Origin of the sequence: Aquimarina sp. I32.4 (assembly GCF_002924285.1) — a bacterium.
GTDB lineage: Bacteria > Bacteroidota > Bacteroidia > Flavobacteriales > Flavobacteriaceae > Aquimarina.
Genome location: NZ_PGUB01000007.1, coordinates 38491 through 61645, shown reverse-complemented (window position 1 = coordinate 61645; position 23155 = coordinate 38491). Strand labels below are relative to the sequence as shown.

Annotated in this window: 15 protein-coding genes; 11 read left to right on the top strand and 4 right to left on the bottom strand. The window is 32.1% G+C overall.

The genetic code is table 11. The features are described from left to right. The first annotated feature begins 339 nt into the window (after positions 1-339). Together gyrA and CVD18_RS02705 are read left to right on the top strand one after the other, a co-directional pair. The gene (gene gyrA, locus CVD18_RS02710) at positions 340-2883 is read left to right on the top strand and encodes a DNA gyrase subunit A (RefSeq protein WP_103863908.1); all 2544 of its coding nucleotides are present in this window, start codon (positions 340-342) and stop codon (positions 2881-2883) included. A gap of 27 nt (positions 2884-2910) precedes the next feature. After that, entirely contained in the window at positions 2911-4182 is a 1272-nt protein-coding gene (locus CVD18_RS02705; protein ID WP_103863907.1) for a tetratricopeptide repeat protein, read from the top strand. A gap of 384 nt (positions 4183-4566) precedes the next feature. Here the strand turns inward: CVD18_RS02705 and pheT are convergent, their stop codons facing one another. Continuing rightward, a complete protein-coding gene (gene pheT, locus CVD18_RS02700) occupies positions 4567-6993 on the bottom strand; it encodes a phenylalanine--tRNA ligase subunit beta (protein ID WP_103863906.1) in 2427 nt (808 codons plus the stop codon). 400 nt (positions 6994-7393) lie between these two features. Between pheT and CVD18_RS02695 the strand changes: the two genes are divergently transcribed. Together CVD18_RS02695 and CVD18_RS02690 are read left to right on the top strand one after the other, a co-directional pair. Then, complete coding sequence (locus tag CVD18_RS02695; protein ID WP_103863905.1) at positions 7394-8623, top strand: peroxiredoxin; 1230 nt, start codon at positions 7394-7396, stop codon at positions 8621-8623. A gap of 239 nt (positions 8624-8862) precedes the next feature. Then, positions 8863-9963 carry a DUF2911 domain-containing protein gene (locus CVD18_RS02690; RefSeq protein WP_103863904.1) on the top strand — a complete coding sequence of 367 codons (1101 nt, stop codon included), beginning with the start codon at positions 8863-8865 and terminating at the stop codon, positions 9961-9963. A gap of 75 nt (positions 9964-10038) precedes the next feature. Here the strand turns inward: CVD18_RS02690 and CVD18_RS02685 are convergent, their stop codons facing one another. Beyond that, positions 10039-11115 (bottom strand): DUF418 domain-containing protein, encoded by a 1077-nt coding sequence (locus CVD18_RS02685; RefSeq protein WP_103863903.1) that lies wholly within the window; start codon positions 11113-11115, stop codon positions 10039-10041. A gap of 67 nt (positions 11116-11182) precedes the next feature. Further along, positions 11183-12052, bottom strand: a complete 870-nt coding sequence (locus CVD18_RS02680) for a GyrI-like domain-containing protein (RefSeq protein WP_103863902.1) — start codon at positions 12050-12052, stop codon at positions 11183-11185. Between the two features lie 193 nt (positions 12053-12245). Between CVD18_RS02680 and CVD18_RS02675 the strand changes: the two genes are divergently transcribed. The 7 genes from CVD18_RS02675 to CVD18_RS02645 all read left to right on the top strand — a co-directional run bounded on the left by CVD18_RS02675 (position 12246) and on the right by CVD18_RS02645 (position 22415). Continuing rightward, positions 12246-12641 carry a lipocalin family protein gene (locus CVD18_RS02675; RefSeq protein WP_146052689.1) on the top strand — a complete coding sequence of 132 codons (396 nt, stop codon included), beginning with the start codon at positions 12246-12248 and terminating at the stop codon, positions 12639-12641. A 10-nt stretch (positions 12642-12651) separates the two neighbouring features. Next, positions 12652-13737, top strand: coding sequence for a hypothetical protein (locus tag CVD18_RS02670; RefSeq protein WP_146052688.1), 1086 nt, complete (start codon positions 12652-12654; stop codon positions 13735-13737). A gap of 55 nt (positions 13738-13792) precedes the next feature. Further along, on the top strand, positions 13793-14350 hold the full coding sequence (locus CVD18_RS02665; protein ID WP_103863899.1) for a porin family protein: 558 nt from the start codon (positions 13793-13795) through the stop codon (positions 14348-14350). Between the two features lie 268 nt (positions 14351-14618). Then, positions 14619-16712 carry a phosphate acetyltransferase gene (pta, locus tag CVD18_RS02660; protein ID WP_103863898.1) on the top strand — a complete coding sequence of 698 codons (2094 nt, stop codon included), beginning with the start codon at positions 14619-14621 and terminating at the stop codon, positions 16710-16712. Positions 16713-16776: 64 nt separating this feature from the next. Continuing rightward, positions 16777-17961 carry an acetate/propionate family kinase gene (locus CVD18_RS02655; RefSeq protein ID WP_103863897.1) on the top strand — a complete coding sequence of 395 codons (1185 nt, stop codon included), beginning with the start codon at positions 16777-16779 and terminating at the stop codon, positions 17959-17961. Between the two features lie 97 nt (positions 17962-18058). After that, positions 18059-19612: an IS1182 family transposase gene (locus tag CVD18_RS02650; RefSeq protein ID WP_103863896.1), complete on the top strand. Its 1554-nt coding sequence runs from the start codon at positions 18059-18061 to the stop codon at positions 19610-19612. 238 nt (positions 19613-19850) lie between these two features. Next, positions 19851-22415: an endonuclease gene (locus CVD18_RS02645; protein ID WP_158250378.1), complete on the top strand. Its 2565-nt coding sequence runs from the start codon at positions 19851-19853 to the stop codon at positions 22413-22415. A 135-nt stretch (positions 22416-22550) separates the two neighbouring features. Here the strand turns inward: CVD18_RS02645 and CVD18_RS02640 are convergent, their stop codons facing one another. Continuing rightward, positions 22551-23132: a tRNA-(ms[2]io[6]A)-hydroxylase gene (locus tag CVD18_RS02640; RefSeq protein WP_103863894.1), complete on the bottom strand. Its 582-nt coding sequence runs from the start codon at positions 23130-23132 to the stop codon at positions 22551-22553. Between the last annotated feature and the right edge of the window lie 23 nt (positions 23133-23155).

The window sequence follows — 23155 nt, the reverse complement described above, 5'->3', positions numbered from 1 at the left end:
GTAATTTTTAGAATTACATCGACAAAAACTTTGCCTTTTATCATGGATAAATGAATATCTTTTTATAAAACTTTGTTTTTTTGCCTTAATAAATTCAACGGTTTAAAAAACAATATACCTGATATAGTGTTGTTTGGCTGTTTTTTAACTTCTGTATGGTAAATAGACAAAAAATGAATTAATAATCAAAACCTAATAAAGCAGACTTATTAACCATGTGTATGTCTACTATTGTTAATAAATTAAGTATATTAGGGAGGTAATTGATTGTTAAAACCGCCTTAATTTACTTAAATTAGCGCGTTTAATTAATCAATTTTTAGAATAAAATAATTATTTATGGCTGATGGAGAAAAGCTTATACCTATCAATATAGAAGACGAGATGAAATCTGCATACATTGATTATTCGATGTCTGTAATTGTTTCTCGTGCACTTCCTGATGTTAGGGATGGCCTTAAGCCCGTGCATAGACGTGTTTTATATGGTATGTATGAACTGGGGGTAAAAGCAAATAGTGCTCATAAAAAATCTGCAAGAATTGTAGGTGAGGTACTTGGTAAGTATCACCCACATGGGGATACCTCTGTGTACGATACAATGGTGCGTATGGCTCAGGAATGGAGTTTGAGATATATGCTGGTTGATGGTCAAGGTAACTTTGGTTCTGTAGATGGTGATAGTCCAGCAGCAATGCGTTATACAGAAGCAAGAATGCGTAAGATATCTGAAGATATGTTGGCGGATATTGATAAAGAAACTGTAGACCATACATTTAATTTTGATGATACTTTAAAGGAGCCAACAGTATTACCTACAAGAGTTCCGGGGCTATTGATTAATGGAGCGTCAGGTATTGCAGTAGGTATGGCAACAAATATGCCACCTCATAACCTGAGTGAAGTAGTAGATGGTACCATAGCTTATATAGATAATAATGATATAGAAATTGATGAGTTGATACAACACATCAAAGCTCCTGATTTTCCTACAGGAGGTACTATATATGGATATGATGGTGTAAGAGAAGCTTTTAAAACAGGTAGAGGTAGAGTTGTTATACGTGCCAAAGCTAGTTTTGAGGAAGTAAATGGTAGAGAATGTATCATTGTGAGTGAAATTCCTTATCAGGTCAATAAAGCAGATATGATTAAAAAGACTGCTGATCTGGTTAATGATAAGAAAATAGATGGAATTGCTACCATTCGCGATGAGTCTGATAGAAAAGGAATGCGTATTGTATATATACTAAAACGTGATGCAATACCTAATATAGTACTGAATCTTTTATATAAATATACAGCTTTACAATCTTCTTTTAGTGTAAATAATATTGCACTGGTAAATGGGAGGCCGCTATTATTGAATGTAAAAGAAATGATTCATTATTTTGTAGAACACAGACATGAAGTTGTCGTTCGAAGAACAAAATATGAATTAAGAAAGGCAGAAGAAAGAGCACATATTTTAGAAGGTTTAATTATTGCTTCTGATAATATTGATGAAGTAATTGCTTTGATACGATCTTCTGCAAATGCAGATGAAGCCCGTGAAAAGTTGATCAAACGATTTGAACTTTCTGAATTACAGGCAAAAGCAATTGTAGAGATGCGTTTGCGTCAATTAACTGGTCTGGAGCAAGATAAGTTGCGAGCAGAATACGATGAGTTGATGAAAACAATTGATGATCTTAAAGACATTTTAGCGAAGAAAGAACGCAGAATGGAAATCATCAAAGAAGAACTTGCAGAGGTTAAAGAAAAGTATGGTGATGAGCGTCGTTCTCAAATAGAGTATGCAGGAGGAGATTTGAGTATAGAAGATATGATTCCTGATGAAAAGGTGGTGATTACTATTTCTCATGCAGGGTATATCAAAAGAACTTCTCTTAATGAATATAAGAAACAAAATAGAGGAGGAGTAGGTCAAAAAGGAAGTACGACGCGTAATGAAGATTTCCTTGAGCATTTGTTTGTAGGAACAAATCACCAGTATATGCTATTCTTTACTCAAAAAGGAAAATGTTTCTGGATGCGAGTGTATGAAATACCTGAAGGAAGTAAAACTTCTAAAGGTAGAGCTATTCAGAATCTGATTAATATTCATAATGACGATAAGGTAAAAGCTTTTATTTGTACTCAAGATCTTAAAAATGAAGAGTATATCAATTCTCATTATGTCATAATGGCAACGAAAAAGGGTCAGGTCAAAAAGACGTCCTTAGAGCAATACTCTAGACCAAGAACAAATGGTATTAATGCAATTACTATAAAAGATAATGATGAGCTTCTGGAAGCAAAATTAACTGATGGTAAAAGCCATGTAATGCTTGCTGTCAAGTCTGGTAAAGCGATACGTTTTGAAGAAGAGAAAACAAGGCCTATGGGACGAGGAGCTTCGGGAGTACGAGGAATACGTCTTGCAGATGAAAAGGATGAAGTGATCGGAATGGTTGCTATGAATGAAATGGATAGTAATATTCTTGTAGTCTCTGAGAATGGATATGGTAAACGTTCTAAACTAGAAGATTACAGGATAACTAATAGAGGAGGAAAAGGTGTTAAGACGATTTCTGTGACCGATAAAACAGGAAGCCTTGTTGCTATAAAGAATGTAACTGATTTAGATGATTTAATGATTATCAATAAATCAGGAATTGCGATTAGATTGGCTATAGAAGATTTACGTGTTATGGGACGTGCTACACAAGGTGTACGCCTTATTAATTTAAAAGGAAAAGATTCTATTGCTGCAGTAGCAAAAGTAATGCATGATGAAGATGATATTGACCAAAATGAAGATGTAGAAGATGTTGATTCTTCTGTAATAGATGAAGGAGATTCTTCTGATGGCACGAATATTGATAATGAAACGAAACAATAAATAAATCCCATTTTAAAAACTCAAGTAATGAAGACTAAATTTATCGTAGCACTTTTACTAACAAGTGCTATAGGATTTTCTCAAAAAAAGGAATTAAAAGCAGCTTCCAAAGCTTTAAAGTCTGGTAATATTGAAGAAGCATCTAAAGCGCTTAAGCAAACTGAGGCGTTATTAAATGTTGCTGATGAAAAAATGAAATCTCAATATTATTTTCTAAAAGGTCAAGTCTTGGCTTCTGGAGCAGGGGACTCTTTAGAAAAGATTGAAAAAGCTGCAACTGCATATAGTAAAACTCTTGAAATAGAAAAAGCTTCTGGTTCGGCTAAGTATACTGCTGAAACTTTTCAGAAATTACAATTGCTACGTCAAGCTTTGGTTGAAAATGCAATTAAAGATCAGAATGCTAAGAATTATAAAGGAGCCTCTGAAAAACTTTATTTAGGATATACTACTAATAAGGCTGATACAACATATTTGTATTATGCTGCTAGTAATTCTGTAAATGCTAAAGACTATGATACAGCATTAAAATATTATGAAGAACTTAAAACTCTTGGGTTTGATGGAGTGAAAAAGGAATTTATAGCTACAAATAAAAAAACGGCTAAAGTTGAAGTGTTTGAGTCAAAGCAAATAAGAGATTTATCTGTAAAGTCTGGAGAGTACATCAAGCCTGATGTTCGTGTTTCTGATTCTAAAAAAGGAGAGATAGCAAAAAATATCGCTTTGATATATATGAGTCAAGGAAAAGATGAAGAGGCTATTGCTGCAATAGATGATGCTAAGAAAGAAAACCCTAATGATTCTGCATTAATGCAAGCAGAAGCAGATGTATACTATAAATTAGGAAATGTAGCTAAGTATAAAGAAATTATGGAGAAAATTGTAGCTAACGATCCTGAAAATCCAGATTTATTATACAACTTAGGAGTAAGTGCTTCTCGTCTGGGTGATAATGAACAAGCTGTAGGGTATTATAAAAAAGCTTTAGAGTTAAAGCCTGATTATGCTGCTGCACAAATTAATATTGCTTCTATAATCCTTGGTGGAGAAACTAAAATTGTAGATGAAATGAATGCCCTTGGAACGTCTGCTAGTGATAATAGAAAATATGATGTGCTTTCTGAAAAAAGACAGGATTTATACAAAAATGCAGTTCCTTATTTAGAAGGAGCTTTAAAGAATAGTCCTGATAATGTTGAGGCAATCCGTACTTTGATGAATATATTCTATCAATTGGATGATCCTAAAGCTGGTGAAATGAAAGATAAGCTTAAAGCTATTGAAGGAGGAAACTAATAAATAAAAAGTTTATTCCTATAATAAGAAAAGCGGAATGGGTATTACCTATTCCGCTTTTTTGTTGCTTATATTTTGTTGTTTTTTAGGCAGGGTTAGGAATGATTCATATTAAGTTTAAGGTTTTATTAGAAAGCAGCTTGTTTTCAATACCTTTTCAAGGTTATATCAGCTCAAGAAAATTCACAGATTATTTTATTTTAAAGCATGGAGTAAAAAGAAATGATTTTATGAGATAGTTCTAATTAAGAATTGGTGTTATATCTAAAATCATGTGAGGATTAATATTGTTGCTCTTAAATGCTTGTTTTTTGAGCATAAAAAAGGGTAAATATAGTTACACGAACTATTTACCCTTTTATATATAATAATATATTTATTGAATTATCTTAATTCTGCACCCAGTTTGTTTTCGAAATTTTTCTGGAGTTTATTCATGATCTTATCAATTTGTTTATCTGTCAGGGTTTTCTTTTCATCCTGTAGAATGAAACTCACTGCGTATGATTTTTTGTCTTTAGGTAACTTTTTACCCTGATAAACATCAAATAGATTTATATCTTTAAGTAATTGTTTTTCTGTTTGTTTAGCAATTGTATAAATGTCTTCAAATAAAACTGTATTATCTAATAGCAGTGCAAAATCACGTCTTACTTCTGGAAATTTAGGTATATCTGTGTATTTTATTTTATTACGTCTGGAATATTCAAGTATAGCATCCCAATTAAAATCGGCATATAAAACTTCTTGAGAAATAGAAAAATGTTTAAGAACAGATTTTTTTACAATCCCGAAGTCAACTAATTTGGCCTTGCCGATAGCTAATAATAGTCCTTCTGTAAAAAGATCATTTTTGAGCGGAGATGTTTTTAAATTATTTATTCCTAAACGATTTAAGGTAGAAGTAACAATTCCTTTTAGATAAAAGAAATCACTTTTTTGAGCATCTACATTCCAAGCTTCACTATGGCGATTTCCAGAGATAAGAATACTAAGGTGTTTATTTTCAATTCTTCCGCTTTCGTAATTATGATATGTTTTTCCGAATTCAAATAACTTAAGGTCTGCTCGTTTTCTGTTGATATTGTAGGATATGGTTTCTAGGCCAGAAAACAACATAGATTGTCTCATTACTGCTAGATCATTACTAAGAGGGTTTAGCATCTCTATATTGTTCTCATTTTTGAGTTGTTCGCTCAAATTGATATAATCAGGAGAAGTGAGAGAATTAGCCATCATCTCATTAAACCCTTGTCCGATCAATTGATTAGCAATAGTGTTTTGTATATTGTGATCAGCGAATTTATCAAAATTAGAAATTGAAGCATTTAATTTCTGGGTAAAACTTATATTGTTATACCCATATACTCTAAGTACTTCTTCTATAACATCCGCTTCTCTTTGTACATCATTTCTATAAGCAGGAATTGTAAGACCAATGCCTGTTTCTGTTACACTATTAATTTTAATATCTAAAGAGGTAAGGATGCCTTTTATGGTTTCTTGTGGTAACTCTTCACCGATTAATTTTGCGGTATTTTCAAAAGATAAGAATACTTGAAAATCCTCTATCTTTTTAGGGTAGAGATCTATAATTTCACTAGAAACGTTTCCTCCAGCAAGTTCTAGTATTAATAAAGCAGCTCTTTTTAAAGCATATTCAGTAATATTAGGATCAATGCCTCGTTCAAATCTAAAGGAAGCATCTGTATTTAATCCATGTCTTTTTGCTGTTTTACGAACACTGACAGGATTAAAATAAGCGCTTTCTAAAAAGATTGACGTAGTAGATTCTGTAACTCCAGAGTTAATTCCTCCAAAAATACCAGCAATACATAATGGTTTTTCAGTATCACATATCATAAGGTCTTCAGGGTGCAATTCTCGTTCTACTTCATCCAGTGTTTTGAACTTAGTACCCGCTTCAACTGTTTTTACTTCAATTTTATTTCCCTCTATATAATGAGCATCAAATGCATGTAATGGTTGCCCTAATTCATGTAGTACATAATTGGTAACATCTACAATATTATTTTTTGGGGTTATACCAATTGCTTTTAATCGGTGTTGTAGCCATGTAGGAGATTCCTGCACCTTGAGATCAGTGATAGTCACACCACAATATCTTGGAGCAAGTTCAGGATTTTTTACTTCAACATCAATTTTGTTTAATCTATTTTCTACAATAAAACTACTTACAGATGGTGTAATAAGTTCTAGATTGATATCGTGTTGTAATAACCCTGCTTTGAGGTCACGAGCAGTTCCCCAATGACTCATTGCATCTGCACGGTTTGGAGTTAATCCAATTTCAAAAACAAAATCATTTTCAATATCAAAAACATCAGCAGCTTTGGTTCCTACAGGAATATCAGTACTTAGAACCATAATTCCATCATGACCTTTTCCTAGTCCTAGCTCATCTTCAGCGCAAATCATTCCGTGACTCTCTTCGCCTCTGATTTTCCCTTTCTTAATAGTCCACTCTTCTCCATTATCATCATATAACTTTGTGCCAATGGTTGCAACAGGAACTTTTTGCCCTGCAGCTACATTAGGAGCTCCGCAAACAATCTGTACAGGTTCGCCATTACCTAAGTCTACTTTGGTAATTTTTAGCTTATCTGCATTAGGGTGTTTTTCGCAATTGAGAATTTGCCCTACAATAACACCTTCTAATCCTCCTTTTACACTTTGGTATGATGTTATTCCTTCTATTTCTAATCCTAGATCAGTTAGCAGTTCTCCAGTTTTTTCTGCATTCCAATCAATATTAATAAATTGCTTAAGCCAGTTGTATGAAATTTTCATTTGTGATTATTCTAAATTCTGAGGGTAAAGATACTATATTGACGAGAGGATACAAACTAGAAACTTCTTATCTTCATAAAAAAACACATACGTTTGGAAGTAAGTATATAAAGAACTCATCTTGACTTTTTCTATTTCCTAAAAAATGGCTAAAATTGACTCATATTTCGTTACTTTTCTTACCCGTAGCGCTGCTATGGCTTTCAAAAAGTGCCTCATCTGATCAAATTTCAATTCATTTTCGGTTAAAAATAAAAAGTCAAGATGAGTTCAAAAGTAAAAAAGTAACCGTCTGTGATAAAGAATAAAAGAAAATAAAGTTTAATAAAATTATAAAATAAAGATAGTACACATAAGTTTTAAGTAACTTTCGGCATCTTTTTATGTAAAATAATATTTGATGAAAAAAATAACCCTATTTGTCCTGTTAGCTATAACTGTTTTTTCTTCTTGTAAAAAAGAAAAAAATATTGAGCAAAGATTATTGAAAAGTGGGCCATGGAGGGCAACGGTTGGAGTTATGGATGATAAAGAGCTTCCTTTTTTGATGGAAGTAATGGAAGATCAATCTATAAAGGTATTCAATGCAGAAGAAATTATCGATATTGATGATGTAGTGATTAATGGTGATTCTATAAAAATTAAATTCCCTGTTTTTGAAGGATATATTTTGGCACAGTTTATTGACTCAATAACACTTTCTGGAAGCTTTATAAAAGAAGATTTAAATAGAGTAGTGCCTTTTAACGCAAAATATGGAGAACAAGATCGTTTTGTAATTACATCAAAACCTAATCAGAATATTACAGGGAGTTGGGAAACAGTTTTTAGTATGGATAATGAAGAAGATCGATATATTGCTAAAGGTCTTTTTAAACAAAACGGGAATATCGTTACTGGAACATTCAGAACTACTACAGGAGATTATAGGTATCTAGAGGGAGTTTTGAATGAAGACAAATTACAATTATCAGCATTTGATGGAGCACATGCATTTTTATTTACAGCAGAAGTGGTTGATAGTGTACTTAATGGATATTTTTATTCAGGAAATCATTGGAAAGAACCTTTTACAGCAAAAAGAAATGAAAGCTTTGAATTACCATCTGAGGATTCTTTAACTTTTATAAAAAAAGGATACAAGACGTTGGATTTTAGTTTTAAAGATACAGAAGGAAACAAGGTTTCATTACAAGATAAACGATTTGATAATAAAGTTGTTATTGTACAAGTTATGGGAACATGGTGTCCTAATTGTATGGATGAAACAAAGTATTATGTAGAATATTACAATACCCATAAGGACAAAGATATAGAATTTGTTGCCCTAGCTTTTGAATATGCAAAAACAGAAGAAAAAGCATTTAGATCAATAAAAAGATTACAAGAAAAATTAAAGGTAGAATACTCTATTCTACTCGCTCAATATGGTACTTCTGATAAACAAAAAGCTCAAGAAAAACTACCAATGCTCACACAAGTACTGTCATATCCTACTACTATTTTTATTGATAAAAAAAGGAACGTACGTAAAATTCATACAGGTTTTAATGGACCCGCTACTGGGCAAAAATACATTGACTTTAAAAAGGATTTTGAAAATTTTGTTAATCACTTGTTAAATGAATAGAAAGCTTTAACAATGAATTGTGATTCTCTATTTGAGTTTAACAATCTAGTAACAGTACAGGTGAAAATTACCTCTTACATTGTTTTGTTCAGAATATAAGGGGCAATCTTTGGTGAAAAATAATCTCTAAAATTATAATCTCGAAATGAAAATTATTTTTCGAGAATAGATGTAGTGTGTGTTTTTTAAGTTATTGATTTCTTATAAAATGAGATTTATTAATTCAAAAAAAGGGAGTCATGAAACAATTCAACCAAACTACAATTTATTTTTTAATACTAACAATGTTGATAGTATTGCAAACACAAGCACAGCTCAAAACTCCAGAGGGGAGCCAACGAGCACAGGTAATGCAACGTGTTGGGATAACCAATATTACAATAGATTATGGGAGACCTAGTGTAAAAGAACGAGAGATTTGGGGCAAGCTAGTTCCTTATGGATATAATGACTTAGGCTTTGGCACATCAAAAGCAGCACCATGGAGAGCAGGAGCAAATAGTAATACTACGATAAACTTTACGCATGATGTAAAGATCGAAGGAAAAAATATAAAAGCAGGAACATATGGTTTGCATATAGCATTAAAAGAAGATGGTAAGGCAACTATTATACTGTCTAATAATGCTACTGCCTGGGGGAGTTATTTCTATGATGAAAAAGAAGATGCCTTACGTGTAGATGTAACGACAAAAGAAGCTACGCATACAGAGTTGTTAACATTTTTGTTTCCAGAAGTACAGGCAAATAGTACAATAGCATCCTTGAGATGGGAGAAAAAAGAAATCTCTTTCAAAATTGAAGTAGAAGTAGGAGGTATAGTAATAGATGAGATAAAAAAAGACCTTCAAGGTAATGCTGGTTTTACCCAAATAAATTGGGATAATGCTGCAAATTATGCTTTTAATGCAGGAAAAGTTGATCAAGCACTAGAATGGGTGAATACATCTATAGCAGGTAATTTTTTTAGTAAAGAAACGTTTGCTAACCTATCACTTAAATCACAAATTTTGGCTAAGCAAGGAAAAACAGAAGATGCAATGAATTTTGTAGATAAAGCTGCAAAATTAGGAAATGCTTTAGATGTATATCAACTAGGAACAAGTCTTATCAAACTTGGACAAAAAGAGAAAGCTTTATCAATTTTGAAAGATAACGTGAAGAATAATAAAGGAGTGTGGCCATCAAACTATGGTTTGGCTAGAGCATATTCGGCTACAGGAGATTATAAAAACGCTATAAAAACTCTTAATGTTGCATTAACTAAAGTTCCAAACAATTTTAAAAATCGGCTTACAGAACAGTTAGAAAAACTCAAAAAAGGGAAAGATATAAATTAGGATTATAATCTATAACAAACAATAAAGACCGTCTAATCAAACTTTAGACGGTCTTTATGCCTTTACCATAGACCTTTAATCAGTTAATTTTCGCATTATCCACTCAATGGGGCCATATTTTGCATGTTTTTTATTAACCATTGAAAAAATAAGACATGTTACAATAAAGAATATGGCGTATAAAAACGAAAAATTTATGGTATATGTTCCCATTTTTGTAGGGTTGACAATTTCGATACATCCTATTCCTATTATAACATGTGCGATATAAAAAGTTAAAGCAAGTTGCCCTGTGTTTTTTAGAATACGTATAAAAGTAGTGTTCTCATATTTTTTTGAGATGAGAATACAAAAAGAAATAAGAAATATCGCTATACTGCTTCCAGAAACCATGTATAGAGGTAAAGGAGGCATAGGGTTTGTTCCAAGAATTGGGGTTAATTCTGTAATGATTTCTTGGTCTCCCATAGAGATGAATATGATAGAAAAATATGATAGTATTTGCACTGCTATAAATACAGTAAGACTAATCCATAAAGTTTTAATAACTATTGTGGTATTGTTTAATTCCATTTTACCAAACCACATTCCTATAATCATAAATGCACTCCACGGAATGACAGGGTGGAAACCATTAAAAAAAAGATTTTTTAAAAAACCTTTTACTGTCCATAGATTTGTATACTCCATTTTAATATAGTCCCATCCACTATCATAATTCCATAATATCATGAGTATAGGGTATAATAGAATCATTCCTATTGCGATTGACACTAGTGTTTTTGGATTACTTTTTATTAAAAATATTGCCAGTAGTATGTATATCGCATAAAAGTGTAAAATATCTGCTTGCCAAATTATTGAATAGGATATACCAATTAAGAAAAGAAATAGGGCTCTTTTAAGAAGTCTATTTTTGTTTCTGTTTAGTGCTTCTTCATCATTTTGATATATAGCTCTTTTTGTTAGTAATGAAATTCCTACACCTGCCAGAACCACAAAAGTTGCAGCAGCTTTTCCGTCTAATAATCCTAAAAATGTATCCAAGAGAAGGTTACCATGATTTCCAAATACCATTTTAAAATTAACGATAATCATTCCGAAGATAGCCAATGCTCTTGCCACATCAAGTCCAATAATTCTTTTTTGCATAGAACTTTTTTTCCAAACAAATTTAAATGAGCAGATTCAAAAACTTATTGTTCAATACAGACAATTGTTATTTTACAGGAATATAAATCTCGGTAAGGAGTTCTTTTTTAGGAGTAGTAGATTCATCATTAAGATAAAACTCTAAAGTTGGTTTGTCTTCAAATTCTAACTGTACTTCGGTTATCCAGTATCCATAAATTAAATTATAGGTGTCTGTAGAACTCTCATGACTACCTTTGTGTATAAATTTAGCATATTTTTGCTGGGGTATATGTTTGGTTTTAAATAATCCTTTTAGAGAAAAATCTATTTCTTTTTCTAGAACAATTCCAGCATTATACCTACAATGCAAAGTATCGGTGATTGCATCATCATCCAGTATTTCTCCCAAAATAATTGTTTCATCCTTTAATAAGTCATGTTTTGATGCATATGAAATCAATTGTTTCCAAGTTTTTTCTATTTCTTTAATATTTTCATAAGACCCTTGATAAGTTAAATATAAAATATCAAAATCAGGGATTTCTTCGATTTCATACACAAGGGGTTGTTCTTGAGTATTTTCTAATGGAAAGATTGCTTTTTGAGTAATGTATTGTTTGATTTTGCTTGAATTTCTAAAAGAAGAAGGAGCACTTTTAAACTGTTTTTTAAAGGCTTTACTAAAAGCAGCAACATCGCTATACCCAATTTCATGAGCGATATCTGAGATGTTCTCATCTGAAAATTTTAAGTATTCTGCTGCTTTTTCCAGTTTTATCCTTTTTACATATTGTCCTATAGTTTCATGGTGTAATGCAAGAAATATTCGATTGATATTTCGATATGAATAAAACGATATGTCTTCTATGTCTTTTTTACTGATTTCATTTTTAAATCTTTCTTCTATATAGAGAATTAACTTTTTATAACGTTCTAGTTGTGTTGGGTTTCCCATGCTTTATTATTTTAAAGGAAAGGTACTACGAAATAGCAATTTTTGAGTTGTCTTTTTAGGACAATTAATATATTATTTCCAGAGTGAAACAAGAACTTCAAGATCATATACAGGTCACATTTTTTTGTCTTAACAGGACAAACAACATACAATTCATGCTTACTAGTTTTGGCTAAAATTTTAAGAGTAAGATATGAACAACAAAGTAAGCATTACAATCCTAACGACAATACTATTCACTTTTTCATTTTATAATATGAGCGCACAGATCCTTGATAAGAATGTGCTTCTGAAAAAATGGGATTTGGATACTTATAAAATTGGAGCTAAGAAATATCCACCATCTAAAAAAGAAAAAAATGATTATATCTTTTTTAAAAAGGATATGACCTTTATCTCTATGTCAGAAGGAAAAAAGGAAAGTGGCGTCTGGATGCTAAATACCAATGGAGCTTATATTATGATGACTAATGACAAAAGAGAAACTGTAAAAGCACATATCGCCACCTTAACACCTAAAGATTTGGTACTGTATTTTGATATTGATGAGATTAGAGAGGTAGAAGTTCATTATAGTTCTAATTTATAAAATCAAATTTATGATGAAGTATCTCTGGCATATATCAATATTTTTCTTGTCTTCTGTAGTATTGTCTCAGGAAAACATAGCCTTAAAAACCATTCCTTTTCATACAGATAATGTATCTATTTCTATAGCGCAGGTTATTGATATTAGAAAAGAGAAAAATTTAGGATTAGGAACGAATAGAGACGGAGAAAAAGTCATTTTTAAATTGCACCCAGATGCACCAACCGCTATTCTGAATTTTATGAAAACTTCTTTTTTGCAACCCAAAGAGGCAAAACCAATAGTTATAAAAATCAAAGATTTAGAAATTCAGCAATCACAAAGTAGTATCAGTTATATAACAACAAGAGTACATGCTAACCTGACTTTTTATGAAAAAGAAAATGATACACTGCAAAAGCTTTTTGATGTAGAACATTATGAAGATGCAACTTTTTATATATCTGATAAATCAAAAATATTCGACACCTATGAACAAAGAATCAGGGCTGCATTAGAGTATTGTACCTTAAGCTTTATTAATAACTATAAAAAACAAAATAAGCCAAAATCTATATCAGAAGGAATAGAAACCAATGTAGAAGATGGTTTTTATGAGAAATCAGAGATAAAGTATAAAAAAAAGTTAGGGGAGTGGTTTAATATGTTGACATATAAGAAAGTATATAGCAAGCATAAAGAGGGATGGAAAATAAGCTACATAGGATTTGCGGATAGTGATAAAGATTTTATCATGCCCTTTGTAATATCTTATGATAGATATAGTATAAAACGAAGTTCATTACTCAACAAAAAATATACATCTGTAGATGCTTTTAGTATTGGAGGCGGTTTTGATGGATATTTAAAAATAATACCAGGAATATATGCCAATATAAGCTTAGAAGTGCCTTTGGGTATAGAAATCACCAAAAAAACAAAAGGAAGCAAACAACATAATTTTCTTATCGGGATTGGAGCTAGGCAGGGAATAAAAATTATTCCCTGGAAAGAGTATGGTATTGTCATTGGAGCAGGTGTTTTTCAGCAAATACAAACCTCTAGAGTGTATACTAAAAACTTTGGAATTGAACTCGAATTAGGGATTAATTTCTAATCTGAAAATCGTTTTCAGAACAATAATGTATTCAATTAAAAACAAATAAATCAAAATGAAGATAACAATTAAATTAATGTTATGTACAGTGTTATTAGGGGGAATGGTTATGAGTGCACAGGAACAACAAAAAGGAGTAGAATTTGGGGTTAAAGCAGGGCTTAATCTAACCGAGTTTAGAAATACACCTTCTAAGTTTAAAATTGGGGCAATGGGAGGAGTCTTTTCTCAATATAGACTATCCAAACAATTAGCAATTCGATCTGAAATACTGTATTCTGCACAAGGAGCTAAATCAAAAAACACCTCTGGAAAAATTAAATTAAATTATATCAATATGCTACCCGCAATAATAAAGTTTTACCCGATTGATAAATTAAGCTTAGAAGCAGGACCTCAAGTAGGATATTTATTGGGGGGTAAAGGAGCAGGTTTTGTTAAAAGTAATTTTAAGAAAATTGATTATGGAGCAGTTTTGGGTATAGGATATTCATTAACTGATGATTTAGAAGTAGCAATTAGGTATAACCTTGGGTTGGTTGATATAACTAAAGAAAATAATACATCACTTAAAAATTCGGTGTTTCAAGCTGGTTTATCTTTTAAATTATAGTATGATAATGATTGTATTAATCAAATTAATTATAGGATGTGTTATCGCATTTATCCTACAAAGGCTTTAAAAGTGGAAAAGGTATAAATTAAGTTGTTATTTTTTATGCGATAAAACAAAAGGTTTGGAAGTGTTCTGAACCTTTTTTTATTAAAATCAAATTCAAATTGTTAATATTCTAATACTATCGTATAAAACACCTTTGTTATTAGTGTTTATACGCTAAATTATCACATTACCGTATCTTTGCATTACCAAATTTTATTATATGAGTAAAGCCGTTTATATAGCCACTATAGAACCCAATAGTGGTAAATCTATTGTTGTATTGGGTATGATGCGTATGCTTCTTGGTAAAGTTGCTAAAGTAGGATATTTTAGACCTATTATTGATGACCCTAGAGAAGGAGAAGTAGATAATCATATTAATACTGTTATATCACATTTTGAATTAGATATTAATTTCAAAAATGCGTACGCCTATACAAGAAGTGAAGTACTACAAAAGTACAATCAAGGAAAATCTGGTGAAATCATGGATGAAATTATCAGAAAATATAAAAACCTTGAAGAAAAATTCGATTTTATATTAGTAGAAGGTACAGATTTCTCTGATGAAGGTAGCATTATTGAGTTTGATATCAATGTTATAATAGCCAAAAATTTGGGTATTCCTGCGGTGATTGTAGCTAGTGGAATAGATAAAAAAAATAAAGAAATTGCAGCAAACCTAAAGCTAGCTTTTGATACTTTTTCTAGTAAAGACGTTGAAGTTTTGGCTATTGTAGCCAATAAAGTTGATCAAGGTAGTGAAGAGCAATTAGGAGGCTATTTTGATAAGGATTTTGATAAAGATGTAGAACGAATAATTATTCCAAAAGTAAACTCTTTAATAAACCCAACTATTAGAGAGATTGTAAATGAATTAGATGGAAAAGTGTTGTTTGGTAAAGAATATCTTAATAACCAAGCAGGTAGTTTTGGAGTTGGTGCTATGCAATTGCGTAATTACCTTACACATCTTAAAGATACTAGCTTGGTAATTACTCCGGGGGATAGAGCAGATATTATTTTGGGAGTCTTACAGGCCAATATTTCTGATAATTACCCGAAAATTTCAGGAATTATACTTACTGGTGGGATTATACCAGAAAAATCTATACTCAAATTGATAGAAGGAGTATCACTATCTTTTCCTATTGTATCAGTTCCTAGTGGTACATTCTCTGTATCTAATAAAATAGGAGCAATAAAACCAAAAATTTATTTAGATAATCTACAAAAAATAAACACTTCGATCAGCATATTTGGTACTTATGTAAATGAAGATCGTTTGGCTGATCGATTGATCACTTTTGAATCAGAAGGGTTAACACCACGTATGTTTCAATACAATTTATTACGACGCGCATTACAACATAAAAAACATATTGTTTTACCAGAAGGTTCTGATGAAAGAATATTGAGAGCAACTTCACGGTTACTAGCATCAGGAGTTGTTGATATAACGCTTATCGGGGATGAAAAGAAAATAAAAAATAAAGCTACTACTCTTGATATCCCTATAGATTTTACCAAAATACAAGTAGTTTCCCCTACAGAGTCTCCGTATTTTGATGAGTATGTACAGACATTTTATGAATTGAGAAAACATAAAAATGTAAATCTGGATATGGCAAAAGATATGATGGCAGATGTTTCTTATTTTGGAACCATGATGATCTATAAAGGGCATGCAGATGGTATGGTTTCAGGAGCAGTACATACAACTCAACATACAATTAGACCAGCATTACAATTTATAAAAACAAAACCAGGAGCAAATGTAGTATCCTCTGTGTTTTTTATGTGTTTAGATGATAGAGTTTCTGTATTTGGAGACTGTGCGATTAATCCAAACCCTAATGCAGAACAATTAGCAGAGATTGCAATATCTTCTTCAGAATCAGCTGCTGCATTTGGTATTGAACCTAAAGTAGCTATGTTATCATACTCGTCAGGAACTTCAGGAAAAGGAGAAGATGTAGAGATTGTAAGAGCAGCAACAGCAATTGTAAAAGAAAAATGCCCTGATTTGAAAATAGAAGGACCAATACAATATGATGCTGCAGTAGATATGAAGGTAGGAAAAAGTAAATTGCCAGATTCAGAAGTTGCTGGTCAGGCAAGTGTTTTGATTTTTCCGGATTTGAATACGGGGAATAACACTTATAAAGCTGTGCAACGTGAAACAGGAGCACTGGCAATAGGACCGATGTTACAGGGATTAAATAAACCAGTAAATGATTTGAGTAGAGGGTGTACAGCAGATGATGTTTATAACACAGTAATTATCACAGCCATTCAAGCAAAAGGACTGTAAGAAAAGTACCATATAAATAATAAAAAGTCTAGTTTTTTAGAGCATAGACATATCAAAAAGACATATGCAAATACTTGTATTAAATTCAGGAAGTTCATCAATTAAGTTTCAATTATTTACTATGCCAGAGGCAAAAGTAATTTGTTCTGGGTTATTAGAACGTATTGGATTAGAAAATGCAAAAATAACCTATAAATCAACTTCAGAAAAAATAGAAAATACAGTAACAGTTGATTCGCATAAAGAAGGGTTACAATTGATTGCAAGTTATTTGATGGATGATAAGATAGGTGTGATTCATTCAGCATCAGAAATAGAAGCAGTTGGGCATAGAGTTGTACATGGGGGAAGTACTTTTGCTAAAACTGTAGAGATAACAGAAGAAATAAAGCAAAAAATAAAAGAACTCTCACCATTAGCTCCGTTGCATAATCCTGCAAATTTAGAAGGTATTTTGGTTGCCGAAGATATTTTTACCAGTGCCAAGCAAATAGGAGTGTTTGATACGGCATTCCATCAAACAATGCCTGTAGAAGCCTATAAGTATGCAATCCCTAATAAGTTTTTAGATAAACACGATATTAGAGTATATGGTTTTCATGGAACAAGTCATAAATACGTTTCAGAAAAAGCAATTGATTTTTTAGATAAAGAGCAATCTAAAATTATTACGATTCACTTAGGGAATGGTTGTAGTATGACCGCAGTTCAAAATGGTAAAAGCGTTGACCATACTTTAGGATTTGCCCCTATGAATGGTTTGATTATGGGAACTAGATCTGGTGATATTGATCCCGCAATAATTTTTTATTTGGTAAATACTTTGGGGTATTCCTTGGATGAAGTAAACACTCTTTTACAAAAAGAAAGTGGGATGCTTGGGTTGACTGGATATAGTGATTTGAGAGATATAGAATCTGAAGCAGAAAAAGGAAATACCGATTGCCAATTAGCATTAGAAATGAATGCATATCGTATTAAAAAATATATAGGTTCTTATGCTTCTATAATGAATGGATTGGATGCGATTGTTTTTACCGCAGGTATTGGAGAAAATTCTGATGTAATACGAAACTTGGTTTGTATGGATCAACAGTTTTTAGGTATTGAATTAGATACAGAAAAAAATAAAGTAAGATCTAAAGAAATCAGAGATATCAGTATCCCAACTTCAAAAGTAAAAATATTGGTAATCCCTACAGATGAAGAATTAGAAATAGCCAAACAATCTTTTAAACTGTTACAGTAAATTCAAAAAAGAAATATAATGTGGTCTAAAAAAGAGGCTGTCTGAAAAGGCAGTCTTTTTTATTTGTTCAAATGGTTTTTGATTTTTATCTTTAGATATGAGTCGAAACGTTATCTTTAAGAGTTATGATCAAGATCAATTGAGTCTTTTGCCTCCCAGTTATGATGATTTAGTTCCTATTAATCATCCAGTTCGAATAGTAAACAGGATTATTGACCATGTTGATATTAGCTCCCTAGAGAAAGGTTATAAAGGAGGCGGCACCTCAAGTTATCATTCAAGGATGCTTCTCAAGATTATTATTTATTCCTATTTACGTAATTTATATTCTTCAAGAAAAATAGAGCAGGCTCTTTATGAGAACATTCATGTTATGTGGCTTAGTAGACAAAGTAAACCCGACCATAATACCATCAACGATTTTAGAAGTAAACGTTTGCAAAAGCATTTAAAGAAAATCTTTCATAAAGTGGTTGTTCTATTAGCAGAAGAAGGTGTTTTATCACTGAAAGACATTTTTGTAGATGGAACCAAGATAGAAGTCAATGCCAATCGCTATACTTTTGTTTTGGGAAAATCGATAAAAACAAGTAAAGACCGTATCAAAAAACAATTAAAAGAACTTTGGTTTTATGTAGAAAAGGTGTATAAAGAGGAACAAAAAACACCCAATCAACCAGATTTTGAAGTCATATCATCCGATAAAATAGAAGCTACTATAAATAGCATTAATGAAGCCTTACAAGGAAAAGAGATCGATAAAAAAGTAAAACAGAAGCTCAATTATGCCAAAAAGAACTGGCCACAAAATATGACTAAATACGAAAAGCAAGAAGCTATTTTAAAAGAGCGAAACAGTTATAGCAAAACAGATCTGGATGCGACCTTTATGCGCATGAAGGATGACCATATGCAAAACGGACAACTAAAACCTGCTTATAATCTTCAGGCCTCTACCAATAATCAATACCTAACCAACTACACACTGGCTCAAACCACAGCAGATACTACCACAGCAGATACTACCACATTAAAAGACCACTTAACTAACCATATTGAAAGCTATCATCAAATCCCAGAAACATTAACCGCAGATGCAGGCTATGGTAGTGAAGAAAACTATACCGATTTAGAAGATAAAGAAATTACTGCCTACGTAAAATACAACTACTTCCATAAAGAACAGCAGGATTTAAAGAAAGGAAAAATCAATCCTTTCCATCCAGACCAGTTACACTACAATAAAGAAATGGACATTTACTACTGTCCTATGGGTCAGGAAATGACAAACATTGGCAGTTATAAAAAGAAAACTAAAAACGGGTTTGAGCAAGAACTTCACAGATACCAAGCTCAAAACTGTAAGGGCTGTCCTCTTAGAAGTCTGTGTCATAAATCTAAGTCTAATCGCATTATAGAACGTAATTACAACCTAATACGATTAAAGTCTAAAGCCAGAACATTACTGACCAGCCAAAAAGGCATCGCTAAAAGAAAACAACGCTGCTGGGATGTAAAGGCTGTCTTTGGAAATATAAAACAAAATATGAATTTTAAACGATTTATGTTAAGAGGTATTGATAAAGTAAATGTAGAAATAGGGCTAATTGCCATGGCACATAACCTTAAAAAGTATAGTTTAGCTAGCTAAGTATACTTTTTCTTTTTTTTGCATACATTTAATAATCTCACACAACCATTAAACCAAAAAGAATAAAAAAAATCGCCTAAACATTACTTTTTAGACGACCTCTTTCTAGGTTTATAGATTTTTAATAAAGAAACCAATTTGATAGTGGTTTGATAACTTTTTACTAGAGGAAATTCTTTAAAATAACAGTAGCTTCGAAGCAACGTCAAACATGATTAATCAATTAATTTATCACACAATGAAGAAACTATGGCTCTTATTACTGATTGTTCCTCTTATAGGATATAGTCAAATCCCATCATATTATAATGATGTTGATCTCAATGCATCTGGGGTAGCTCTCAAAAACGAATTAGCAAATAAAGTAACAAACACGCACACTGTATTTCTTTCTTATACCCCTGGAGTATGGGAAGCGTTAAAACAAACTGATATTGATCCTACAAATTCCTCTAAAGTTGTTTTGGTATATGGGTATAGTGATATAGATGGAAACTCAACTACAGATAGAACAAGAGGAATACATAATAATGGGGGAGGGGCTACTGATTGGAATAGAGAGCATGTATATCCAAAATCTTTAGGAAGTCCAAATTTAGGAACATCGGGTCCTGGAGCAGATGCCCACCATTTAAGGCCTGCTGATGTACAGCGTAATTCATCAAGAGGTAGTAGAAAGTTTGCTGATGGAACTGGTAATTCTGGTAGTACTTCTCAAGGGCATTGGTATCCTGGTGATGAATGGAAAGGAGATGTTGCTCGTATGATGATGTATATGTATATACGTTATAATAACCGTTGTTTACCTAAAAATGTTGGAATAGGAACAACTGTAAATAGCGATAGTAATATGTTGCAACTATTTCTTGAGTGGAATGCAGAAGATCCAGTATCTTCATTAGAACTGCAACGTAATCCTATTTTAGAAAACTTGCAAGGAAATAGGAATCCTTTTATTGATAATCCTGCATTTGCAACACAAATCTGGGGAGGTCCTCAAGCAGAAGATAGGTTTGGTGATACAGGGGGTACCGATACTCAAGCACCAAGTATTCCTGTAGGGGTGATTGCTACTAATATCACAGATGATTCTGTAAAGCTATCATGGAATGCCTCTACAGATAATGTAGGAGTCGTAGGGTATGATGTATACAGAAATGGTACATTCTTTAGCACTGTAACTACTACTAATTATACTGTTTTAAGGTTAACTCCTGATACAAATTATTCATTTTTTATTAAAGCGAAAGATCAAGCATCTAATATTTCTGCGGCAAGTAGTATTATAACGGTAACTACTCAAAGTGGTTCAACAGGTGGAGGTAACGCAACAGCATTATTTTTTTCTGAATATGTAGAAGGATCCTCCAATAATAAGACATTAGAAATAGCTAATTTTACAGGAGCATCCATTAATCTTTCTGGGTATACAGTAAAAAAACAAACTAATGGATCTGGCGGGTGGACAGGAACATTAAGTTTATCAGGTGTTCTAGAAAGAAATACTGTATATGTTATTGTTAATAATTCTGCTTCAAATACGGTCAAAAATAAAGCAGATCTCTTGTCAGGATCATCCACACTAAAATTTAATGGAAATGATCCAATAGGATTATTTAAGAATGAAGTCCTTATAGATGTTATAGGAAACTTTAATGGAGGGTCTTCTAATTTTGGTAAAGATGTAACATTAAGAAGAAAAAAGACAATTTCATCACCTGCTACGACATACACCTCATCAGAATGGAGTGTTCATCCAAAAAATAGTTTTAACGATTTGGGAAAGCATACATTCAATGGAGGAGATAATTCAGGAAGTGATACGCAAGCTCCTAGTGCTCCTGTAAATTTAATAGCTTCTAATAGAAAAACAACCAGTGTACAGCTTTCTTGGGAAGCTGCTACAGATAATGTTGGAGTAGTAGGATATCGTATATTTCAAGACGGGACATTACTAACTTCTACTACTGATGTTGTATATGAAATAACAGGTCTATCAGCTGGAACTACATATTCTTTTCAAGTATATGCATATGATGCAAAGGATAATGTTTCTTTATCTAGTACTACTATAGCGGTTACTACATTAGATACTGTAATCTCATATTGTACCTCAAAAGGAAATACGGCACAATATGAATATATTGACTATGTGGGAATAGGAGGGATCTCTAATGCTACACTTGATAATGGAGGTTACGGTGATTTTACTTCACAAGTAGCAAATATCTCATATGGACCTAATACAATTGTATTGAGTATTGGGTTTGCAAATACATCTTACACAGAGAATTGGGCTGTGTGGATTGATTATAATCAAAATGGAGTGTTTGAAACTTCTGAAAAAATAATAAATAAAGCTACATCAAACCCTAATAATTTATCATATGATTTTAGTGTGCCAACAACGGCAAAATTAGGTGCTACGCGAATGAGAGTTGCAATGAAATGGGATGGGATTTCTACTTCTTGTGAAACCTTTGGTTACGGAGAAGTAGAGGATTATACTGTTCATATTGGGGGGGTGTCAAGAGACAAAAGATTATCGAAGGATGAGTCTATACGCAATAAAAAAGATTTTTCGATATTAGTATATCCTAATCCTGCAACTACACATATTATAATTAAATCAACCGATACTCGTGAAGCTTTTTATGTTTTAACTAATTTACAAGGGGTTACAGTTAAATCAGGGAAAATTTCTTGTGAAAAGATACCCTTAGAAGGTCTTGTATCAGGTATTTATTTTATAAAAGTATCTGACGGAGATCAAAGTATTTCTGATCAAATAATAATTAAATAATGCCAATTCTCGATTGAAATGTGTAAAATATAAAGAACAATGATTAATTGAATAAACCAAAAACAGCCAAATTTAACTCACAACGAATGAGTTGAATTTGGCTATTATTTTATATTAGAGTAGTATTGTAGTTAGCTACCCATGAATGGTTTCTTTGGTTCCTAATGATTCCATTATTTTGGCTTCATAGGTTAAAAGTTCTTGCCATTTTTTATCTACTTCTTTGCGATCACCATATTGCCTTGCAAAGTTTAAAAACATTGTATAATGATTAGCTTCACTGACCATTAGACTTCTATAAAAATCAGAAAGTTCTTGATCTTCTAACTCTTCAGAAAGTAGTTTAAAGCGCTCACAACTTCTAGCTTCAATCAGTGCAGCGTATAATAAGCGATGAACTAACTGTGTTGTTCTACTTCCTCCTTTTGGAAAAAAAGTAATTAACTGGATAACATACTCATCTTTTCTATCCCTGCCAAGCACCCAACCTCGATCAATAATTTTATCATGTACCATTTTAAAATGGGTAATCTCTTCTTTTACCAATTTAACCATTTCTTGTACCAATTCTGTATATTCAGGAAAACTTACCATAAGTGATATCGCAGTAGAAGTAGCTTTTTGCTCACAATATGCATGATCTGTAAGTATTTCTTCGATATTCTTTTCTACAATATTTACCCATCTTGGGTCTGTGGGGAGTTTTAAGCCAAGCATATAGTAGTAATTTTTTTAGCGAT

What these genes read in the sequence shown, in the direction of transcription:
- CVD18_RS02655 (WP_103863897.1), top strand. Translation starts at nt 16,777, where the DNA reads ATGCAAATACTTGTATTAAATTCAGGAAGTTCATCAATTAAGTTTCAA.
- pta (WP_103863898.1), top strand. Translation starts at nt 14,619, where the DNA reads ATGAGTAAAGCCGTTTATATAGCCACTATAGAACCCAATAGTGGTAAA.
- CVD18_RS02640 (WP_103863894.1), bottom strand. Translation starts at nt 23,132, where the DNA reads ATGCTTGGCTTAAAACTCCCCACAGACCCAAGATGGGTAAATATTGTA.
- CVD18_RS02675 (WP_146052689.1), top strand. Translation starts at nt 12,246, where the DNA reads ATGAACAACAAAGTAAGCATTACAATCCTAACGACAATACTATTCACT.
- CVD18_RS02670 (WP_146052688.1), top strand. Translation starts at nt 12,652, where the DNA reads ATGATGAAGTATCTCTGGCATATATCAATATTTTTCTTGTCTTCTGTA.
- CVD18_RS02695 (WP_103863905.1), top strand. Translation starts at nt 7,394, where the DNA reads ATGAAAAAAATAACCCTATTTGTCCTGTTAGCTATAACTGTTTTTTCT.
- gyrA (WP_103863908.1), top strand. Translation starts at nt 340, where the DNA reads ATGGCTGATGGAGAAAAGCTTATACCTATCAATATAGAAGACGAGATG.
- CVD18_RS02705 (WP_103863907.1), top strand. Translation starts at nt 2,911, where the DNA reads ATGAAGACTAAATTTATCGTAGCACTTTTACTAACAAGTGCTATAGGA.
- CVD18_RS02680 (WP_103863902.1), bottom strand. Translation starts at nt 12,052, where the DNA reads ATGGGAAACCCAACACAACTAGAACGTTATAAAAAGTTAATTCTCTAT.
- pheT (WP_103863906.1), bottom strand. Translation starts at nt 6,993, where the DNA reads ATGAAAATTTCATACAACTGGCTTAAGCAATTTATTAATATTGATTGG.
- CVD18_RS02650 (WP_103863896.1), top strand. Translation starts at nt 18,059, where the DNA reads ATGAGTCGAAACGTTATCTTTAAGAGTTATGATCAAGATCAATTGAGT.
- CVD18_RS02690 (WP_103863904.1), top strand. Translation starts at nt 8,863, where the DNA reads ATGAAACAATTCAACCAAACTACAATTTATTTTTTAATACTAACAATG.
- CVD18_RS02685 (WP_103863903.1), bottom strand. Translation starts at nt 11,115, where the DNA reads ATGCAAAAAAGAATTATTGGACTTGATGTGGCAAGAGCATTGGCTATC.
- CVD18_RS02665 (WP_103863899.1), top strand. Translation starts at nt 13,793, where the DNA reads ATGAAGATAACAATTAAATTAATGTTATGTACAGTGTTATTAGGGGGA.
- CVD18_RS02645 (WP_158250378.1), top strand. Translation starts at nt 19,851, where the DNA reads ATGAAGAAACTATGGCTCTTATTACTGATTGTTCCTCTTATAGGATAT.